Origin of the sequence: Deinococcus aquiradiocola, from assembly GCF_014646915.1 — a bacterium.
GTDB lineage: Bacteria > Deinococcota > Deinococci > Deinococcales > Deinococcaceae > Deinococcus > Deinococcus aquiradiocola.
The window spans coordinates 1-19,558 of sequence record NZ_BMOE01000003.1 but is presented as its reverse complement, the minus strand read 5'-3'; the positions used below and the strand labels follow the sequence as shown (position 1 = coordinate 19,558).

Sequence of the window (19,558 nt, the reverse complement as noted above, 5' to 3'; positions counted from 1 at the left end):
CCCGGCATCTTCCCTCGCCCTGTTCGCCGTGCGGTGCGCCCGTGACTGAGGGTCAGGGCGCGGCCCTGCACCGCCAGAAGGTCACGCGTGCCGACGGCCGCACCGTGAACATCGTGCAGCGGCGCGGTCACCTGTCGTACTGCTATTCCGGCTGCTGCTGCGGTCACACGGACCGCGGGTACGCGCCGCTGCCGGTGGACGCGTACAAGAACGAATGGGTGTCGCGCCGCCTGAGGAATCAGGTGCACCTGACGCGGGCGGGCTGCCTGGGGCCGTGCACGCTCGCGAACGTGGCGTCGCTGGTGTTCGACGGGCGCAGCGTGTGGTTCCACAGCGTGAACACCGAGTGGCAGGTGGGCCTGATCTACGACTACATCGAGAGCATGATCGCCGCCGACCGCTTCCTGGTGCCGCCGCCGGACCTGTCGGAGTACGTCTTCAACTTCTACGACTGGGAGTACCGCGCGCCGCAGGAGGACGCGGCGGCGCCCGTCCCGGCGGAGCAGGCGGACCTGTCGGGGATCGCGGTGCTGTCGCACGCGGACACGGACCTGCTCGCCCTGAGCCGGGCGCGCGAGGAGTTCCCGCCCGGCTTCCCGGCGCTGTTCACGCACCCGCTGCAGCGGGTACGGACGCCGGAAGCGATGCAGCTGCTGCTGGACGGCGAGCTGGGCCGCGCGGCCGTCGTGGTGCTGCGCGTGCACGGGTCGCTTTCGGGCCTGCCGGGGTTCGCGGCGCTGCAGGCGCATGCCCGCGCGCGCGGGCAGCATCTCGCGGTGGTGAGCGGCGTCGGCGAACTCGACCCGGAGTTCGCGCGGGCCGGGAACGTGCCGCTCGACGTGCTGGAGACGCTGACGCTGGCGTTCATGCACGGCGGTCCCGGCAACCTCGCGCAGGGCCTGCGCGCCCTGTCGGACCGGACGCTGCTCACGGCCTTCGGGAGCGAAGCGGCGCGCGTCACGCCGGAGCACGGCGTGTACCTGCCCGCGCTGGACGGCGCGACGCTGGAAGACTGGGCGCGTCAGGCGACGCCGGGACGGCCCACGGTGGGCGTGCTCTTCTACCGCGCGCACCTGCTGAGCGGCAACACGGCCTTCGTGGACGTGCTGCTGGACGCGCTGGACGCGGCAGGCGTGAACGCGCTCGCGGTGTTCACGTCGAGCCTCAAGGCGCAGGAGGACGGCTTCCCGCTGGCGCTCGCACCGATGCTGGGCCGGGTGGACGCGCTCGTCAGCACGCTGTCGTTCGCGCTGGGCGACGTGAACGCGGGCGGGGTGACGCTGTCGGGCGGGAACGTCACGGCGCTCGAACGGCTGGGCGTGCCGGTGATCCAGGCGGTCGCGAGCGGCATGGCGCGCGGCGCGTGGGCACTGTCGAGCCGTGGCCTGAACCCGCTGGACACCGCCATGAACGTCGCCATCCCGGAGTTCGACGGGCGGATCGTGACGGTCCCGCTGTCCTTCAAGGAGTCCACGCCGGACGGCGTGGTGTACGTGCCGGACGCGGAGCGCGCGGCGCGCGTGGCGGGCATCGCGGCGCGGCAGGCGGAGTTGCGGCACCTGCCGAACACGGACAAGCGGGTGGCGTTCGTGTTCACGAATTCCGGCGCGAAGGCCGCGTCGGTCGGGAACGCGGTGGGGCTCGACGCGCCCGCCAGCCTGCTGAACCTGCTGCGCGCCATGAAGGGCCGCGGTTACCGCCTGCCGGACCTGCCCGCGCACAGCGACACGCTGATGCACGACCTGCTGTCGCGCGGCACGTACGACGACGCGCACCCGCTCGATCCGGCCCGCGCGTACCGGTACGGCCGGGCCGAGTACCTGAAGTGGCACCGGTCCCTGCCGGACGCGCCCCGGCAGCGCATGAACGACCAGTGGGGCGAGGCGCTCGCGCTCGGGCCGAGCGTCCGGGCGGGCCGGTCACGCATCGACCGCAAGCTCGTGGCGGGCACGCCCGTCCCGGCCGGACTGACGGAACCGTGGGGGGACGCGCAGCACCACCACTTCGCGGCGATGGAGCTCGGGAACGCGCTCGTGGCGCTGCAGCCCCCGCGCGGGTACGGCATGGACCCGGACGCCATCTACCACCAGCCGGACCTGCCGCCCACGCATCACTACGCGGCCTTCTACCGCTGGCTGACCTCGCCGCGCAGCGAGGGCGGGTGGGGCGCGCACGCCGTCGTGCACGTCGGCAAGCACGGCACGCTGGAGTGGCTGCCCGGCAAGGGCGTCGGCCTGTCCCGCGAGTGCTTCCCGGACCTGCTGCTCACCGACACGCCGCTCGTGTACCCCTTCATCGTGAACGATCCCGGCGAGGGCTCGCAGGCGAAACGCCGGGCGCACGCGGTGGTGGTGGATCACCTGACGCCGCCCATGACGAGCGCCGAGACGTACGGGCCGCTCAGCGAACTGAACGCGCTCGTGAACGAGTACTACGCCGTCGAGAAGCTCGACCCCGGCAAGCTGCCGCTGCTGCAGGGCCAGATCTGGGACCTGATCCGCGAGACGAACCTGCAGGCGGACCTCGACCTGAAAGGCATGCTGAGCGCCGACCACGGCGACCACAAGCACGAGTGGGACGACGAACTCACGCCGGAGGGCGTGCCGGTCACGCTGGCCGAGATGGACGGCAGCGGCGTCGCGCACCTGCTCGAAGACCTGGACGGGTACCTGTGCGAACTGGGCCTCGCGCAGATCCGGGACGGGCTGCACGTGCTGGGGCAGATGCCGCCCCTGCCGGACATGCTGCGCGCCCTGACGCGCCTCCCGAACGCGGGCGTGCCGGGCCTGCAGGCGTCGCTCGCGTCGGCGTTCGGCTTCGAGCTCGCGGCGCTGCTCGCGCGGCCCGGCGAGCGCCTCCCCGCGCCCGCAGACGTGCGCGGCGTGACGTGCCACGCGCACGCGGACGTGCTGGAACGCCTGGACGCCCTGAGCCTGGACCTCATGGCGCGCCTGGAAGAAGACGGCTTCCTGCCGGGCCGCGCGGACGACGCGCAGCGGGCCGTGCTGGGCCTGCACAGTGCGGACGTGGCGGCGGTGCTGGACTTCGTGTGCGGCACGCTCGTCCCCAACCTCGAGGCGGTGGACGCCGAGGTGCGGCACACGCTGGACGCGCTGGAAGGCCGGTACGTGCCGGCCGGGCCGTCCGGCGCGCCGACGCGCGGCATGGCGCACATCCTGCCGACCGGACGCAACTTCTATGCGGTGGACCCGCGCGCCCTGCCGTCCCAGGCGGCGTGGACGGTCGGGCAGGCGCTCGCGCGGGAGACGGTGGACCGCTACCGGCGGGAGCACGGTCAGGTGCCGGAAATGGTGGGCCTGTCCGCGTGGGGCACCGCGCAGATGCGCACGCACGGGGACGACGTGGCGCAGGCGCTCGCGCTGCTCGGCGTGCGGCCCGTCTGGAGCGGCACGTCGCGGCGACTGGAGGGCGTGGAGGTCGTTCCGCTCGCGGAACTCGGTCGGCCGCGCGTCGACGTGACGCTGCGCATCTCCGGGTTCTTCCGGGACGCGTTCCCTCACCTGATCGACCTGCTGGACGACGCCGTGACGCTCGTGACGGGCCTGGACGAGGACCCGGAACTGAACTTCCCGCGCAAGCACTACCTCGCGGAACTCGCCGTGCCGGACGAACGCCCCCTCGACGAGCGCGAGCAGGAGGCCCGCTACCGGGTGTTCGGCGCGAAGCCCGGCAGTTACGGGGCGGGCATCCTGCCGCTGATCGAGACGGGCCACTGGCAGGACGACGCGGACTTCGCGCGCGCCTTCCTGGAGTGGGGCGGGTACGCGTACACGCGCGCCGGGAGCGGCACGCCCGCCCGCGAGGTGTTCGCCGCGCGCCTGCGGACCGTGCAGGTGGCGCTGCACAACCAGGACAACCGCGAGCACGACATCTTCGACAGCGACGACTACCTGCAGTTCCACGGCGGCATGATCGCCACCATCCGGTCTCTCACGGGCGCGCAGCCGTCCACGTACTTCGGGGACACGTCGCGGCCCGAGTCGCCCGCCGTGCGTGACCTGCGCGAGGAGACGCTGCGCGTGCACCGGTCACGCGTCGTGAATCCCAAGTGGCTGGAGGGCATCCGGCGGCACGGGTACAAGGGCGGGCTGGAACTGGCGGCCACCGTCGACTACATCTTCGGGTATGACGCGACCGCGCACGTCGCGCCGGACTTCGTGTACGAGGACCTCGCGCGTACGTACGCGCTGGACAGCGTCACGCGCGCCTTTCTGGAGGAGAGCAACCCCTGGGCGCTCGGTGCGGTCGCCGGACGCCTGCTGGAGGCCGCCGAGCGCGGCCTGTGGGAGCAGCCGGACCCGGGCACGCTGCAGGCGCTGCGGGACGTGCTGCTGGACAGCGAGACGCTGCTGGAGGCAAGAGGCGAGACGGGCCGGGCGCGCGGGGTGACGCCGTGACGCCGCCGTCAGCACAGTCGGCGCACCGGCCGCCGCTCTACCCGTTCGCGGCGCTGGTGGGGCAGGAGACGCTGCGGCTCGCGCTGCTGCTGTGCGCCGCCGACCCGTCGCTGGGCGTGCTGCTGCGCGGCGACAAGGGCGCCGCGAAGAGCACGGCGGCCCGCGCCCTGGCCGAACTGCTGCCCGCCGGGTCGCCGTTCGTGAACCTGCCGGTCGGGGCGACCGAGGACCGCCTGCTGGGCGGCCTGGACCTGGAGCGCGCCCTGCGGGGCGAGAGCGCCCTGAAGCCGGGTCTGCTCACGCGGGCGCACGGCGGCGTGCTGTACGTGGACGAGGTGAACCTGCTGCCCGCGCACCTGATCGACGCGCTGCTGGACGTGGCGGCGAGCGGCGTGAACGTGCTGGAGCGCGAGGGGTTCAGCGAGGCTCACGCGGCGCGGTTCGTGCTGCTGGGCAGCATGAATCCCGAGGAGGGGGCGCTGCGGCCGCAGCTGCTCGACCGTTTCGCGCTGACGGTGGAGGTGCGCGCGCCGGACGAGGTGAGCGTGCGGCGCGAGGTGCTGGCGCGCCGACTCGCCTTCGACGCGGACCCGCACGCCTTCCGGGCCGGGTGGGCGCGGGCGCAGGAGGAGCTGGCGGCGCAGGTGGCGGCGGCGCGCGCGGCAATGGGCGGCGTGACCGTGCCGGACGTGCTGCTCACGCGCGTGGCGGAGGACGTGTGCCGTCACGGGGTGACGTCGCTGCGCGCGGACCTGGCGCTCGTGCGTGCGGCGCGGGCGCACGCGGCGCTGCACCTGCGGGGGGAGGTGAGCGGGGAGGACGTGGACGCGGTGCTGCCGCTGGTGCTCGCTCACCGCCTGCCGTCCGGCAGCGTGCCGCCGCCCGCCCTGCGCCCGCCACCGCCGCCACCACCATCACCGCCCCCCCCGCAGGCGCCGCAGGAGACCCCGAACGAGACGCTTCCATCGCCGGGCCAGCGTGATCCGCTCCCGCCGGACGACAGCCCGGAACCGCTCGCGCAGGGGCCAGACGAGCGGGTGTTCGCGCCGCTCGCCCAGGACGCACCGGACCTCGCCGTGCGGGCCGCCGAACGGCACACCGGCCGCCTCGCGCTGAGCAGCGCCCCCACGGGCGACACGGCGCGCGGACGCACCGTGCGGAGCGTCCCGGACCCCGAACCGCGCGAACTGGACGTGCGCGCCAGCCTGCACGCCGCGCTCGCCCGCTCGGGCCGCCCCGCCCTCACGCGGGACGCACTGCGCGGCCGGGTCCGCGAGGAGGTCGGCGGACGCCTGCTGCTGCTGCTGATCGACGCGAGCGGTTCGCACGCGCAGGGCGAACGCATGCGGGCCGTGAAGGGCGCCGCCCTGTCGCTGCTCGCCGCCCTCACGTCCGGCGAACGGGCAGCCGTGGTGGCGTTCCGGGGCGCGGGCGCCGAACTGCTGTGCCCGCCCACGGCGCAGCACGGACAGGCGCGCGCGGCCCTGGAGTTCCTGCCGACCGGCGGGCGCACGCCGCTCGCGCAGGCCCTCACGCTCGCGGCGGACCTGCTGCAGGACCTCTCCCCTCCCGGCGGGAGCGTGGCGCTCTTCACGGACGGGCGCGCGAACGTCCCCCTGCCGGGCGGCCAGGACCCCTGGCAGGACTCGCTCGGCGCGGCCACCCACCTGCGGGACGTGGCCAGCCACCTGGGTGTCGCCCTGACCGTCATCGACACGGAACTCGGCCCTCACTCCCTCGGGCGCGCCGCGCCGCTCGCCTCGGCCCTCGGCGCCGACCTGCACCCCCTGCACCCGGACCACACCACACACACCGGCGGGGCCGCCACGCACGCGGACCCCGCCCGAATGGAGCATTCATGATCACCTGTATCGGCATCGGTCCCGGCAGCCTCGACTACCTCACGTCGCTCGGCCGTCACCTCATCACGGACGCGGAGGTCGTGGCGGGCTTCGACACCGTCCTCGACCTCGTCGCGCCCCTCATCCGCCCGGACGCCGTCCGGATCGGCATGGGGTACCGCGACCAGACGCAGCGCCTCGCGGAAGTCGCGGCCCTGCACCACGCCGGGAAGCGCTGCGTGGTGGCGTTCATGGGCGACGTGCACTTCTCCGGCTTCCAGTTCCTGGAGCGCGTGGAACTCGCGTGCGGTGAACGGGTGGACACCGTGCCCGGCATCTCCAGCGCGCAGATCCTCGCGAGCCGGGGCCGGGTGTGCTTCGACGAGACGACCTTCCTGACCTTCCACCGGCGCGGCGACGTGCAGCCCTTCAAGACGCACCTCATCCACGCGCTGCAGGACGGCCGGAACGCCATCGTGATCCCGCGCCCCTGGGACTTCATGCCCAGGGACGTCGCCGCGCACTGCCTGCAGCACGGCGTGGCCCCGGACCGTCAGGTGGAGGTCTGGGAGGCCCTCACGCAGCGCGACGCGGCCTGGGCGGGCCGCCTGGACGAATGCACGCAGGCGTTCTCGGACCTGTCCATCATGCTGATCCGCGCGCCGCAGGCGTTCCCCAGCCAGCTCGACTCGCCCGAATCCGGCGCGCTGCCCGGCGGGACGGCGTGAGCGCGTACCGGGTGGTGCTGGCCGGGCACGGCAGCCGCGACCCGTCCAGCATGGCGGAACTCGAGACGCTGGTCGGGCACATGAACGACCTGTCGGCCGAACCGGTCGGGTACGGGTACCTGGAGTTCGCCACGCCCACCATCGACGTGGCCGTCCGTACCCAGCTGGAGGCGGGCGCGCAGGACGTGGTGGTGGTGCCGGGCGTGCTGCTGGCCGCCACGCACGCCAAGAACGACCTGCCGAGCGAGGTTCAGGCCCTGCAGCGCGAGTTCCCCGCGGCGCGCGTCCATTACGCCGCCGCGATGGACCTGCACCCGCTGCTGCTGCAGGTGTGCCGCGAACGGCTGGTGGAGGCCGAGGCCGCGTCCGGACGCACGGTGGCGCGCGCCCGGACCTGCCTGCTGGTGGTGGGGCGCGGCACGACCGACCCCGACGCGAACGGCGACGTGTACAAGCTCACGCGGATGCTGGAGGAGGGCCTGGGGTACGGGGGGAGCGTGGTGTGCTTCAGCGGCACCGCGTCGCCCCGCGTGGACGAGGGCCTGAAACGCGCGGCGCGCCTGGGTTTCGAGCGGGTGGTGGTGCTGCCGTACTTCCTGTTCGACGGGGTGCTCGTCAAGCGCGTGCAGGCCGCCGTGCACGCCGCCCGCGAACGCCACCCGGACCTCGAAGTGCTCGCCAGCGCGCACCTCGGGCCGCACCGGGACGTGGCCCGCGTGTTCCTGGAACGCGCCCGCGAGGGCTTCGAGGGACGCGCGCACATGAACTGCTCGCTGTGCAAGTACCGCGTGGCGGTCGTCGGGTACGAGTCGCAGGTGGGTGAGGCGCAGGTCAGCCATCACGCGGCCGTGCGTGGCCTCGCGGGCCGTGCCGAACCCGTCCCCGCGAAACGCTGGGAGCGGTACGTGCCGCACCCCATCGAGGCGGAAAGCTTCGAGATCATCGCGGCGGCGCGCGACTGGTCCACCGTGCCCGCCGAGTGGCGGTACCTCGCGCAGCGGCTGGTGCACACGAGCGGCAACGTGGACATCGTGGAGGACCTGTACGTGTCGCCCGGCGCGGTCGAGGCGGGCGTGCGCGCCGTCCTGGCAGGCAAGACCGTCGTGACGGACGTGACGATGGTGCAGAGCGGCCTGAAGCGCGAACTGGTGAACGAGCTGGGCGTGCGCGTGTGGTGCGGCGTGCACGACAAGGAAAGCTTCCTGCTGCAGCGCGAGGAGGGCATCACGCGCTCCGCGGCGGGCATCCGGCGCGCGTGGCAGAAGTTCGGGAACGACTGCATCCTCGCCATCGGGGACGCGCCGACGGCTATCGCGGAGGCGGTGCGCCTGATCCGCGAGCAGCGCTGGCGGCCCGCGCTGGTGATCGGCCTGCCGGTGGGGTTCGTCGGAACGCGCGAGACCAAGGCGACGCTGCGCGCCTGCCTGCAGGTGCCGCGCGTCACGAACGCGGGCACGCTGGGCGGCAGCCCATGGGCGTCGAGCGTCGTGAACGTCCTGATGATCGAGGTCAAGAACCGCCTCGCGCAGGCGGGCGAACTGGCAGGCAGCAGCCCGGACGCCCTGCCGGGCGCGGCCCCCGCCGGGAGGGACGCCGCCTCTTGAAGCGCTTCGATCTCACGGTCCCTGCCGGGAACGGCCTGCGGCGCGGCCGGACCACCGGCACCTGCGCGGCCGCCGCCGCCCGCGCCGCGCTGCACCTGCTGCTGCACGGCGAGACGCTGCGCGAGGTGGACGTGCCGCTCCCGGACGGGGAGCACGTGCTGGCCGTCCCGGTGCAGGACGCCGCCCTGGACGGAACGGGCGCGCGCGCCAGCGTCCTCAAGGACGGCGGGGACGACCCGGACGCCACGCACGGCGCGACCATCTGGGCGCACGTCACCCCGAACGCGGGCGGCCCCGTCCGCTGCCTCGCAGGCGAGGGGGTCGGCACCGTCACCGCGCCCGGCCTGCAGGTCGCCATCGGGGAGGCGGCCATCAACCCCGTGCCGCGCCGAATGCTGCGTCAGGCGGTCGAGGACCTGACGGGCGACGCGGCCGGGTACGACGTGACGGTCGGCTGCGTGGACGGCGAACGCATCGCGCGCCGGACCTTCAACCCGAAGCTCGGCATTCTGGGCGGCATCAGCATCCTCGGCACGACCGGCATCGTGGAACCGATGAGCCTGGAAGCGTACATGGCGTCCGTGGAGGTGTACGTGCGCGTCGCGCTGGGCGTGCAGCCGGACGTGATGGCCTTCACGCCCGGACGGCTCGGGCGGGACTTCGCGCGGTCGCTGGGCGTGGGTGACCGGCAGATCATCCAGATCTCGAACTTCGTGGGCTTCTCGCTGGACGCCGCGCAGACGTGCCTGAACGAACGGCAGCAGGAGCTGCCGCTGCTGCTCGTGGCGGGCCACCCCGCCAAGCTCGCCAAGGTGCTGAACGGCGACTGGGACACGCACTCGCAGCGCAGCGGCATGGCCATGAACGCCCTGGCGGACGTGGCCGTGAGCGGCCCCTGGCAGCAGGACGCGGCCCGGATGCGCGGCGCGAACACCGTGGAGGAGATCGCCATGACCTACGACCACCCGGACTTCTGGAGGGCGGTGGAGTCGCGCGTGGCCGCCACCATGCACGCCCGCGTGCCCCGGGCGCGCGAGGTGCGCGTGCGCCTGTTCGCCATGAACGGCCGCGCGCTCGGCGCGGCCCACACGGGGTTCGGCGCGTGACGGGCCGCTTCATCGGCGTGGGCGTGGGCGTCACGCCCGGCTCGCTGAGCGTCGCGGCGTGGCAGGACCTGCAGGGCGCGGACCTCGTGTACGCGCCGCGCTCGCAGGTGTCCGGGTCGTCCGTCGCGCTCGCGATGCTCGCGGGCCTGGACCTCGACCCGGCCCGCGTGCGCGAGGTGCTGTTCCTGATGGACGGCGACGACGCCCGCATCGAGACGCACTACCGTACGCTCGCGCAGGAGATCGCGGGCGAACTGCGCGCGGGCCGCACCGTCGCGTACCTGACGATCGGGGACAGCATGACGTACAGCACGTACGGCTACCTGCTCGCGCAGCTGCGGGCCGTGATGCCGGACTCGGTGCGCGTCACGCATCCCGGCATCACCAGTTACGCCACGGCGGCCAGCCTCACCGAGTTCAGTCTGGGGGAGGAGAAGGAACGCACCCTGATCCTCCCCTGCCCGGACGACATGGACGCCCTGCGCCGCGACCTGCTCACGCACGACGTGGTGGCCGTCATGAAGATCGGGCACCGCTTTCCTGCCGTGCTGGCCCTGCTGCAGGAGCTGAACCTCACGGAGCACGCCACGCTCGCGTCGCGCCTCGGGCTGCCCGAACAGCGGCTGCTGCCCACCCTGACCCACCTTCCCACCGACCTCACGCGGCCCGGCTACCTGTCGGTGCTGCTCGTCCGGACCCCCAAAGAGAGGCGATTCACCTGACTTCCCCCACCCCCCACCCCACCCCCACGGGCCGCACCGCGAAGGTGTGGTTCATCGGCGCCGGGCCCGGCGCGCCGGACCTCATCACGCTGCGCGGCGCACGCGCCCTGCAGACGGCGGACGTGGTGCTGTACGCCGGGTCGCTCGTGCCGGAAGCCGTGCTGGAGCACTGCCGTCCCGGCGTGCAGACCGTCAACACGGCCGCCCTCGACCTGAACGCGCAGCGCGACTGGTACGCGCGTGCCCTGCGGCACGGCTGGAGCGTCGCGCGGCTGCATTCGGGCGACCCGGCCATCTACGGCGCGACGGCCGAGCAGATGGACCTGCTGCGCACCCTGGACCTGCCCTTCGAGGTGATTCCGGGCGTGTCGAGCTTCACGGCGTGCGCCGCCGCCCTGAACGCCGAACTGACGCGGCCGGACGTGTCGCAGACGATCATCATCACGCGCGGCAGCGGGCGCGCCTCGCCCGTCCCGGAACGCGAGGCGCTCGGGCTGCTCGCCGCGCACCGCGCGACCATGTGCGTGTTCCTGTCGGGACGACAGCTGGAGACGGTGGTGCAGGAACTCCTCGCGCACTACCCGCCGGAAACGCCCGCCGCGCTCGTGCAGCGCGTCTCGCAGCCGGAGGAACGCCAGCACCGCGCCACGCTCGGGACGCTGCTGGACGGCCTGACGCTCAGCGAGTGGGCGCTCACGACCATGGTGCTGGTGGGCGGCGCGCTCGGCGAGGACCTGAGCGTCACGTCGCGCCTGTACGACCCGCAGTACGCGCACCGCTTCCGCCGCGCCAGCGATCCCGAAACGGACGCCGGGAGTGCCCCGTGACGCTCGCCGTGCTGCCCGTGCGCCGCGAGGCGCTCCCGCTCGCGCAGGCCCTCTCGGCAGGCCTGAACGCCACGCTCCTGCGCCCCTGGGACGCCGCGCGCTCCCCGCGCGACCTGCTGCACGCGCAGTTCCGTGACTTCGGCGGGTGGGTGCTGCTCATGGCGTCCGGCATCGCCACCCGCTCCCTGAGCGGCCTGCCCATCTCCAAGCTCAGCGACCCGGCCGTGGTGCTGCTCGACGAGGGCGCCCGCTTCGCGGTGTCGCTGCTGTCCGGCCACGAGGGCGGCGCGAACGCCCTCGCGTACCGCGTGGCGAACCTGACGGGCGCCACGCCCGTCGTGACGACCGCCACCGAGGCCACCAGACCCCTCACGCTCGGCATCGGCTGCCGCCGCGGCGTCACGGCCACCACCGTCGAGGCCGCCGTCATGCGCGCCATCGGGGAGCGCCTGACGGACGTGCGCGAGGTCGCCACCATCGACCTGAAGCGCGACGAGGCAGGCCTGCTGGACTTCTGCGACACGCACGGCCTGCCGCTGCGGATCTTCTCGGCCCGCGACCTGCAGGCCCGGCCCTTCGTGACCGCGCCCTCCGCGTGGGTGGAGCATGTGACCGGCGCGCGCGGCGTGAGCGAACCCTGCGCGCTCCTCGCGAGCCCCAGGGGCACATTGATCGTGCCGCGCCTCGTGCACGAGGGCGTGACCGTCGCGGCCGTCGAGGACCGCTGGACGCCCCAGCCTCCCACCGCGCCGGAGGTGCAGGCATGAGCGGACGGCTGAACCTCGTGTCGGTCGGGCCGGGCTTCGCGGAACTCATCCCGGACCTCGCCCGGCACGCGCTGGAAGCGAGCGACGTGATCGTCGGGTACGACCTGTACCTCCGCTGGATCGCGCCGTGGATCGAGGGCAAGGAACAGCACGCGCCGCCCCTCACGCAGGAACGCGAACGCGCGCAGCTCGCCCTGAACCTCGCGCGGGAGGGCCGCACGGTGTCGCTCGTGTCGAGCGGCGACATCGGCATCTACGCCATGGCGACCCTGGCGTTCGACGAACTGCGCGAGGACGACACCGTGCAGGTGCAGGTCGTGCCGGGCATCAGTGCCGCGAACGCCTGCGCGTCCCTGCTGGGCGCGCCCCTCTCGCACGACTACGCCACGCTGTCCCTGTCGGACCTGCTGTGCCCCTGGGAGTGGATCGAGCGGCGCGCGACGCACATTGCGCAGGCGGACCTGTGCGCCGTGTTCTACAACGTGCAGAGCCGCGGGCGGCAGGAGGGCGTGTACCGCGTGCTGGACCTGATGCTGGAACACAAGTCGCCGGACACCGTGTGCGGCGTGGTCCGCAACGCGTACCGCGAGGACCAGACGGTGCGCATCACGACGCTCGGCGAACTGCGGCGGGGACGGTTCGACATGCTGACGAGCCTCGTGATCGGGAACCGCTTCACGCGCCGCAAGACGCAGCCGGGCGGGCAGGAGTGGATGTACACGCCGCGCGGCTACAACGCCTGGACGGAGGAAGCGCCGCCCGCCGCTCCGGTGCAGGCCGCGCCCGAACCGGACGCCCCGCCCGCCGGTGCGGTCTGGGTGTTCGCGGGCACCTCGGACGGCAACGCCATCGCCCGCGACCTCGTGCAGGCGGGCGAGACGGTGGTGGTGTCCGTCGCGACCGAGTACGGCGGCCGGGTCGCGCGGGACGCCGTGCCGGGCGCGTTCGTGTACGCCGGTCGGCGCGGCGTGGAAGCCAGACGTCAGGTGCTGCGCGGCGCGAAGGCCGTGGTGGACGCCACGCACCCGTACTCGGCCGTGATGAGTGCGCAGCTCGCCCTGCTCGGACAGGAACTCGGCCTGCCGTACCTGCGATACGAACGCCCGCCGCTGCTGCCGGAAGGCACACCCGGCGTGACGCTCGTGGACGGCCCCGAGGACGCCCTGCGGACCGCGGCGCAGGCCGGGCCGCGCGTGTTCCTCGCGACCGGCTCGGGCGGCCTGAGTGCCTTCACGCGCCTCCCCGAAGCGCAGGGCCTGCAGCCGTACGCGCGCGTCGCCCCCATCGCGTCCAGCCTCGACGCGGCCAGCGCGGCCGGTATTCCGTCCCGCAACCTGCTCGCCATGCTCGGCCCGTTCACGCGCGAGCAGAACGTCAGCCAGTGGCGGCACTGGGGCGTGCAGTCCGTCATCACCAAGGACAGCGGCGAGGCCGGCGGCGCGCACGACAAGCTCGCGGCAGCACAGGAGCTCGGCATTCCGCTCATCGTGCTGCGCCGCCCCGCGCTCAGCACCAGCGCCCCCTACACCGACCCCGCGGACGTGCTGAGCGCCGTCCTGAACCTGCAGGAGCACCCCACACCATGAAACAGACGCCCGTGACCGTCGTGACCGGCTTCCTCGGGTCCGGCAAGACCACCCTCATCAGCGGCGTGCTCGGCGACACGCCCGACCGCCGCCTCGCGGTCCTCGTGAACGAGTTCGGCGAGAAGAACGTGGACGGCGAGATCCTCCGCTCCGAACAGCTCGGGCACTGCGAGATCCTCGACCTGGAGGGCGGCCTGATCGCGTACTCGCAGGACGACGCCTTCATCCCCACCCTGCGCGAACTGCAGCGCCGCCGCCACCGTTTCGACCACGTGCTGATCGAGACGTCCGGGCTGGCCGTCCCGACCGCCGTGTACGTCGTCCTGCAGTCCGAGGAGTTCGCGGCCGACTTCGTGCTCGACGCGACGATCGCGGTGGTGGACACGCCCCTGCTGCTCGGCGGTGACTTCGAGGCGGGCACGCAGGGCAGCGAGGACGCGCCGTCCCGCGCGGCCGTGCAGGCACTGTTCGACGCGCAGCTCGAACACGCGGACGTGGTGGTCCTCAACAAGATCGACGCCCTGAACGAGTACGACCTGCTGCGCGCCGAGGGGGACGTGCGCGCCCGCGCGCCCCGCGTGCGCTTCATGGAACTCGCGTACGGCGCGAAGCTCGACCCGCAGCTCACGCTCGGCCTGCACCTGCACGAACTGGACGCCGGGACGCACCACCACGGCCCGGTGCGCGGCGTGCCGGGCGAGGAGAGCCTGCCGCTGGAGGCGCAGCACCTGCTGGACGGCCACAGTCACGGCGACCTGGGCGCGCACCTGCACAGCATGAACACGCACGTGCACTTCCACGTGCACGACACCGGCTGGCAGAGTTTCCTGCTCAGCACGGACACCCCCCAGGACCCGCAGCGCCTGCCGGTCATCCTGGCGGACATCGCGCGGAAGTTCCCGGTGCTGCGCGCCAAGGGCTTCGCGCACATCAACGCCGGGCAGACGCTGACCGTGCAGGCCGTCCGGACGCGGGTGGACAGCGAGCTGCGCGAGCAGGCCGTGCCGCGCAGCGAACTGGTCTTCATCGGGTACCACATCAACCGCAAGAAGGTCATTCAGGTGCTCAGCGGCGCGACCGGCAGCACGTGGGAGTGACGACGGGCGGCAAGGCACGTTCCGCGTCCCGCCGTGCGGCGCGGGGGCAGCGGTGACGGCGCGGTTCCTGCTGGCCGCGCCGCACTCCGGGAGCGGCAAGACGACCGTGACGAGCGTCGTCCTGGCGGCGCTGCACGCGCGCGGCCTGAAGGTGCAGCCGTTCAAGGCCGGGCCGGACTACCTGGACCCGACGCACCTCAGCCGCGCGGCAGGCCGGGCCGCCCGGAACCTCGACAGTTTCCTGCTGCCGGAGGAACGGCTGCGCGAGGTGTTCGCGCGCGCGGCGTGGGACGCGGACGTGAGCGTGGTGGAGGGCGTGATGGGCCTGTACGACGGGCGCGATCCGCTCAGCGACGAGCATTCCAGCGCGCACCTGTCGCGGACGCTGGACCTGCCGGTCGTGCTGCTGATCGACGCGGGCGGCATGGCCCGCACCGTGGCGGCCGTCGCGGGCGGCCTGCGCGACTACGGGCAGGGCGTGAGGCTCGCGGGCGTGATCCTGAACCGTGTGGGCAGCGCCCGGCACGCGGAACTGTGCGGCGCGGCCCTGGAGCAGGCCGGGATTCGCTGTTTCGGGCACGTGCCGAAGATGGAGGCGCTGCACCTCCCGAGCCGTCACCTGGGCCTGCTGGCGGCGCAGACGCACCCGCACGACCGGGACGCCCTGCTGCGCGCCGCCGGGACCCTCGATCTGGACGCGCTGCTCGCCGTGACGGCCGCCCCTCCCCTGCCCGCCCGCGCGCCCGGCACCGGCCGCAGCGGGCCGCGCGTCCGGATCGCGCTGGCGCGTGACGAGGCGTTCAGCTTCTACTACGAGGACGCCCTCGACGCCCTGCAGGAGGCGGGCGCGGACCTCGTGCCGTTCAGTCCGCTGCTGGACGACCGCGTGCCGGACGCGGACGGCCTGCTCATCGGCGGCGGATACCCGGAAGCGCACGCGGCCGCGCTGAGCGCCAACCACGCCATGCGGGAGAGCGTCGCCGACTTCTGCCGCTCGGGCCGCCCCGTGATCGCCGAGTGCGGCGGCCTGATGTACCTCTCGCACGCCCTCGAAACGCAGGACGGCACGTATCCCATGTGCGGCGTCGTCCCGGAACGCACCCGCATGGCGGGCCGCCTGACGCTCGGGTACCGCGAGGTCACGTCGCTGCAAGACACGCCGCTCGCGCCGGCAGGCACGCCCCTGCGCGCTCACGAATTCCATTACAGCGTTCTGGACGGCACGCCCGCCCACCCCGCGTACCACGTGCAGGGCGTACCGGAAGGCTACGCGCGCGGCAACGTGCTCGCCAGTTACCTGCACCTGCACCTGAGTGCCGACCCGGCCCTCCCCGCCCGCCTCGTGCGCGCCTGCCTGGACGCCAGGCCCTGACGTGAAGGCAGGATGTCTGCCCCGCCCCTCCCGGCCCGCCTTGCCGGTCCTCTAGAGTACGGGTACGGGAGCGTCGCGCGTCCGCCCGGCACGCGACCCACTGGAGGAACACAGATGAAGTACGTTTCAACGCGCGGCACCCCGGACCTGGGCCAGTTCTCGGATGTGCTGCTGATGGGCCTCGCCCCGGACGGCGGGCTCGCCATGCCGGAAAGCATCCCCGCCTTCGGACCGGCCGACCTCGAAGCGCTGCGCGGCCTGAGTTACCCGGACCTCGCGTTCGCCGTCATGCGGCCCTTCATCACGGACGTGCCGGAAGACGACCTGCGCGCCCTGCTGCACCGCACGTACCGCAGCGACGTGTTCCACAGCGCCGACATGACGCCCCTCACGCGGCTGGGCGACTCGCAGCTGTACCTGCTGGAACTCTCGAACGGCCCGTCCCTCGCCTTCAAGGACATGGCCATGCAGTTCCTCGGGGAGATCTTCGAGTACGTCCTCGAACGGCGCGGCGAGGTCCTCAACATCCTCGGCGCGACGTCCGGCGACACCGGCTCCGCCGCGGAGTACGCGATGCTCGGCAAGGCGCGCGTGAACGTGTTCATGCTGTCCCCGCACGGCCGCATGAGCACCTTCCAGCAGGCGCAGATGTTCAGCCTGCACGAGCCGAACATCTTCAACATCGCGGTCGAGGGCGTCTTCGACGACTGCCAGGACCTCGTGAAGGCCGTGAACGCCGACGCGCCCTTCAAGGCCCGGTACGAGATCGGCGCCGTGAACAGCATCAACTGGGCGCGTGTGCTCGCGCAGGCCGTGTATTACTTCAAGGCGTACCTCGCCCTGAACCTCGCGCCGGGCCAGCCGGTGGATTTCAGCGTGCCGTCCGGGAATTTCGGGAACGTGTTCGCCGGGTATCTCGCCAAGAGCATGGGGCTCCCCGTCGGGCAGCTGATCGTGGCGAGCAACGAGAACGACGTGCTGCACGACTTCTTCAGCAGCGGCACGTACCACGTCCGGCCCGCCGAACGGGTCGCCATGACGAGCAGCCCCAGCATGGACATCGGCAAGGCCTCGAACTTCGAACGGTACCTGTACCTCATCGCAGACCGCGACGGTGCACAGACCCGCACGTGGTGGGAAGGCGTGGGGCGCGGCGAGCCTGTCGCCCTGCACGGCAGCGCCCACTGGGACGCCGTGACGGCCAGCGAGTTCCGCAGCGGCCGCAGCACGCACGCGGACCGGCTGAACACCATCCGCCGCATCGACCGTGAGTACGGGCGCCTGATCGACCCGCACACCGCGGACGGCGTGCTCGTCGGCGAGCGTCACCTCCGGCCCGGCGTGCCGATGGTGTGCCTGGAGACGGCGCTGCCCGCCAAGTTCGGCGAGACGGTGCAGGAAGCGGTGGGCCGCATCCCCGGACGCCCGGAACGCTTCCTGAACATCGAGGACGCGCCGCGAACCTTCGAGGTCATGCCGAACGACGTTCAGGTCCTCAAGGCGTACATCGCCGCGAAGCTCGGCGCCCTGAAAGGCGAGGTCAGCCCCACCCGCTGACGGACCGCAATGACAGGAGCAGGGGGAACGAGCCGTACACTCGTTCCCCCTACTCCTGCACGGTCCGGGCGGCACTCACCCGACCGGAGGCACCGGATTCCGGATCATGCGGTTTTGAGCTGAACTTGTAGAGTTCAGCCGAGCGAAGCGAGCACCAAAAAGTACGGTTTGGAGGAGATGGAAGCGGGCAAGCGTCCTCATGGGCGCTGTTCTGCCCAAGAAGGGATGTCGGTGCTGTTTCCGGCATCCCTGGAATCGGATCAAAACCGTATCAGCCCTCGCGTTTCTCGCGGCGCACTTCACGCAGCTGCGCGTACCATTCCTGCGTCGCGGCCGGGTCGCGCAGCACCACGCGGATCGCGGCCTCCAGCCCCTCGTCCACGTTCACCTTCCCGACCTTCAGTTCGTCGGCGGCGTCCAGCAGGGCGCGCGTCAGGTCACGGTGCAGCTGCAGCGGGACCCGTCCCGCCAGGGTCTTGATCTCGCCGCGCGGCACGCTCGCCTCCACTTCCGTCGTGGCGGGCGGTGGCACGGCAGGCGAAGGTGCAGGTGCGACTGGCGCGGGCTCGACCGGCGCGGGTGCGGAGGCGTCCTCGGCGCCGCGGGCGGCGCGCAGCTGCGCGAGAGCATTCTTGATGTCGGTCATGCGATCCTCCCCGTGATCCTGGCGATGAGTTCGGCCGTCACGTCCTGATAGTCACGCCAGCATTTCGGGGCGACGTCGCTCTTCACGTCCCGCACCAGCACCGCACCGTTCGACGCGTCCCGGAACGCCTCGCTGATCCGTACGCTGGCCTTCAGCACCGGCAGGCCCATCTCCTGCAGGCCGCGCCGCGCGTTGATGTCCTTCATGCCGCCGGGCCGCACCATGGTCAGCAGCGCTGCCGACTGCGTGCTCGGCACGCCGCCCGCACGCAGGACCTCGGCCGTCTGCGAGGCGCCGTCCAGGCCGTTGATGTCGGGGCTGGTGGGCAGCACGATCAGGTCGCTCGACTGCGCGTATTCGACGAGCTTGCCGTTCTCCACGCCGCCCTCGGTATCCATGACGACGGCGTCGTACTGACTGACGCCGCGGGCGAGCGCCGTGATCGGCAGGACCGGGAACGGCAGGTTCCCTCCGCGTGCCCAGGCGGTCGCGGTCCGGATGCGGTCACCGTCGGCCAGCAGAACCCGCTGGCCGGCCAGGGCCAGGTGAGCGGCGATGTGGATGGCGGTCGTGGTCTTGCCCACCCCGCCCTTCAGGCTGGCCACGCTGATCACCAGTGGGCCTGTGTGTGTACCTGTCATGACACCCACGTTAGCACGCACATGCACACGGGATCACCCGTACACACACGTACACACACGTACACACACTTGCGTGAGACTGCCCTGCACCTCCACGGCTCACTGATGTGTGTATTTCACGACACGTCCACGCGTACACAATCATTGGAGATGCCTGCAGAACGGCACGAAACTGAACGCTGGGCGAGCGGGCGGAAACAAGGGGCTTCGCTTTGTACACATGTGTATGCGTGTACACGTATTCATAAACACACGTCCACGCACATACGCGTCAACACACACATGAACACGATTCATAGTCGCTCTCGCAGAGGAACCGTGTACGCCAAACCGGCCGCATCTCGGCCCGAACTCCTGTTCGGCTGCGAGGGGTGCGTATGCTCACCCATTCGGGCCACCCGCGCTCAGTCGACGTGGCCACCTGTGCTGAGCTGATCGGGCCACCGGCGCTCGGGTTATCGGGCCACCTCTCTGCCAGCACACGAGACTCCACGGTCATCCTGAAGGATGACCAAAAAGAGAGTGTCGATGCGAAAAATCCAGGATGTCCTTCGACTCAAGTTCGACCACCACCTCAGCGACCGAGACATCGGTCGCAGTGTCAGGCTGGGACGAACTACCGTCCAGAACTACGTCAAACGCGCCC

The 19,558-nt window shown here is 72.2% G+C and carries 14 protein-coding genes; 12 read left to right on the top strand and 2 right to left on the bottom strand.

The genetic code is table 11. The features are described 5' to 3' along the window. Nucleotides 1-41 precede the first annotated feature (41 nt). From IEY33_RS05720 to thrC, 12 genes are all read left to right on the top strand, one after another. The gene (locus IEY33_RS05720) at nucleotides 42-4,418 is read left to right on the top strand and encodes a cobaltochelatase subunit CobN (protein ID WP_229670808.1); all 4,377 of its coding nucleotides are present in this window, start codon (nucleotides 42-44) and stop codon (nucleotides 4,416-4,418) included. Next, on the top strand, nucleotides 4,415-6,280 hold the full coding sequence (locus IEY33_RS05715; protein WP_188961331.1) for a VWA domain-containing protein: 1,866 nt from the start codon (nucleotides 4,415-4,417) through the stop codon (nucleotides 6,278-6,280). Before IEY33_RS05720 ends, IEY33_RS05715 begins: the two co-directional genes overlap by 4 nt. Continuing rightward, entirely contained in the window at nucleotides 6,277-6,987 is a 711-nt protein-coding gene (locus tag IEY33_RS05710; protein ID WP_188961330.1) for a cobalt-precorrin-7 (C(5))-methyltransferase, read from the top strand. Before IEY33_RS05715 ends, IEY33_RS05710 begins: the two co-directional genes overlap by 4 nt. Continuing rightward, the gene (locus IEY33_RS05705) at nucleotides 6,984-8,591 is read left to right on the top strand and encodes a precorrin-8X methylmutase (protein WP_229670807.1); all 1,608 of its coding nucleotides are present in this window, start codon (nucleotides 6,984-6,986) and stop codon (nucleotides 8,589-8,591) included. Before IEY33_RS05710 ends, IEY33_RS05705 begins: the two co-directional genes overlap by 4 nt. Next, nucleotides 8,588-9,697: a cobalt-precorrin-5B (C(1))-methyltransferase CbiD gene (cbiD, locus tag IEY33_RS05700; RefSeq protein ID WP_188961739.1), complete on the top strand. Its 1,110-nt coding sequence runs from the start codon at nucleotides 8,588-8,590 to the stop codon at nucleotides 9,695-9,697. Before IEY33_RS05705 ends, cbiD begins: the two co-directional genes overlap by 4 nt. Continuing rightward, nucleotides 9,694-10,419, top strand: coding sequence for a precorrin-2 C(20)-methyltransferase (cobI, locus tag IEY33_RS05695; protein ID WP_188961328.1), 726 nt, complete (start codon nucleotides 9,694-9,696; stop codon nucleotides 10,417-10,419). The genes cbiD and cobI overlap by 4 nt, the downstream gene beginning before the upstream one ends. A gap of 44 nt (nucleotides 10,420-10,463) precedes the next feature. Then, on the top strand, nucleotides 10,464-11,246 hold the full coding sequence (gene cobM / locus IEY33_RS05690; RefSeq protein WP_229670806.1) for a precorrin-4 C(11)-methyltransferase: 783 nt from the start codon (nucleotides 10,464-10,466) through the stop codon (nucleotides 11,244-11,246). Next, the gene (locus tag IEY33_RS05685) at nucleotides 11,243-12,013 is read left to right on the top strand and encodes a cobalamin biosynthesis protein (protein WP_188961327.1); all 771 of its coding nucleotides are present in this window, start codon (nucleotides 11,243-11,245) and stop codon (nucleotides 12,011-12,013) included. Before cobM ends, IEY33_RS05685 begins: the two co-directional genes overlap by 4 nt. After that, a complete protein-coding gene (cobJ, locus tag IEY33_RS05680) occupies nucleotides 12,010-13,599 on the top strand; it encodes a precorrin-3B C(17)-methyltransferase (protein WP_188961326.1) in 1,590 nt (529 codons plus the stop codon). Before IEY33_RS05685 ends, cobJ begins: the two co-directional genes overlap by 4 nt. Further along, entirely contained in the window at nucleotides 13,596-14,696 is a 1,101-nt protein-coding gene (locus tag IEY33_RS05675; RefSeq protein WP_188961325.1) for a CobW family GTP-binding protein, read from the top strand. The genes cobJ and IEY33_RS05675 overlap by 4 nt, the downstream gene beginning before the upstream one ends. Before the next feature lie 52 nt (nucleotides 14,697-14,748). After that, nucleotides 14,749-16,068 carry a cobyrinic acid a,c-diamide synthase CobB gene (locus IEY33_RS05670; protein ID WP_229670805.1) on the top strand — a complete coding sequence of 440 codons (1,320 nt, stop codon included), beginning with the start codon at nucleotides 14,749-14,751 and terminating at the stop codon, nucleotides 16,066-16,068. A 114-nt stretch (nucleotides 16,069-16,182) separates the two neighbouring features. After that, nucleotides 16,183-17,625 (top strand): threonine synthase, encoded by a 1,443-nt coding sequence (gene thrC / locus IEY33_RS05665; RefSeq protein WP_188961324.1) that lies wholly within the window; start codon nucleotides 16,183-16,185, stop codon nucleotides 17,623-17,625. A 271-nt stretch (nucleotides 17,626-17,896) separates the two neighbouring features. On the opposite strand, the gene IEY33_RS05660 is transcribed toward thrC, so the two are convergent. Continuing rightward, complete coding sequence (locus IEY33_RS05660) at nucleotides 17,897-18,271, bottom strand: hypothetical protein (protein ID WP_188961323.1); 375 nt, start codon at nucleotides 18,269-18,271, stop codon at nucleotides 17,897-17,899. Then, the gene (locus IEY33_RS05655; protein ID WP_229670804.1) at nucleotides 18,268-18,876 is read right to left on the bottom strand and encodes a ParA family protein; all 609 of its coding nucleotides are present in this window, start codon (nucleotides 18,874-18,876) and stop codon (nucleotides 18,268-18,270) included. The genes IEY33_RS05660 and IEY33_RS05655 overlap by 4 nt, the downstream gene beginning before the upstream one ends. Nucleotides 18,877-19,558 lie beyond the last annotated feature (682 nt).

What these genes read in the sequence shown, in the direction of transcription:
- IEY33_RS05710 (WP_188961330.1), top strand. Translation starts at nt 6,277, where the DNA reads ATGATCACCTGTATCGGCATCGGTCCCGGCAGCCTCGACTACCTCACG.
- cobJ (WP_188961326.1), top strand. Translation starts at nt 12,010, where the DNA reads ATGAGCGGACGGCTGAACCTCGTGTCGGTCGGGCCGGGCTTCGCGGAA.
- thrC (WP_188961324.1), top strand. Translation starts at nt 16,183, where the DNA reads ATGAAGTACGTTTCAACGCGCGGCACCCCGGACCTGGGCCAGTTCTCG.
- IEY33_RS05675 (WP_188961325.1), top strand. Translation starts at nt 13,596, where the DNA reads ATGAAACAGACGCCCGTGACCGTCGTGACCGGCTTCCTCGGGTCCGGC.
- IEY33_RS05660 (WP_188961323.1), bottom strand. Translation starts at nt 18,271, where the DNA reads ATGACCGACATCAAGAATGCTCTCGCGCAGCTGCGCGCCGCCCGCGGC.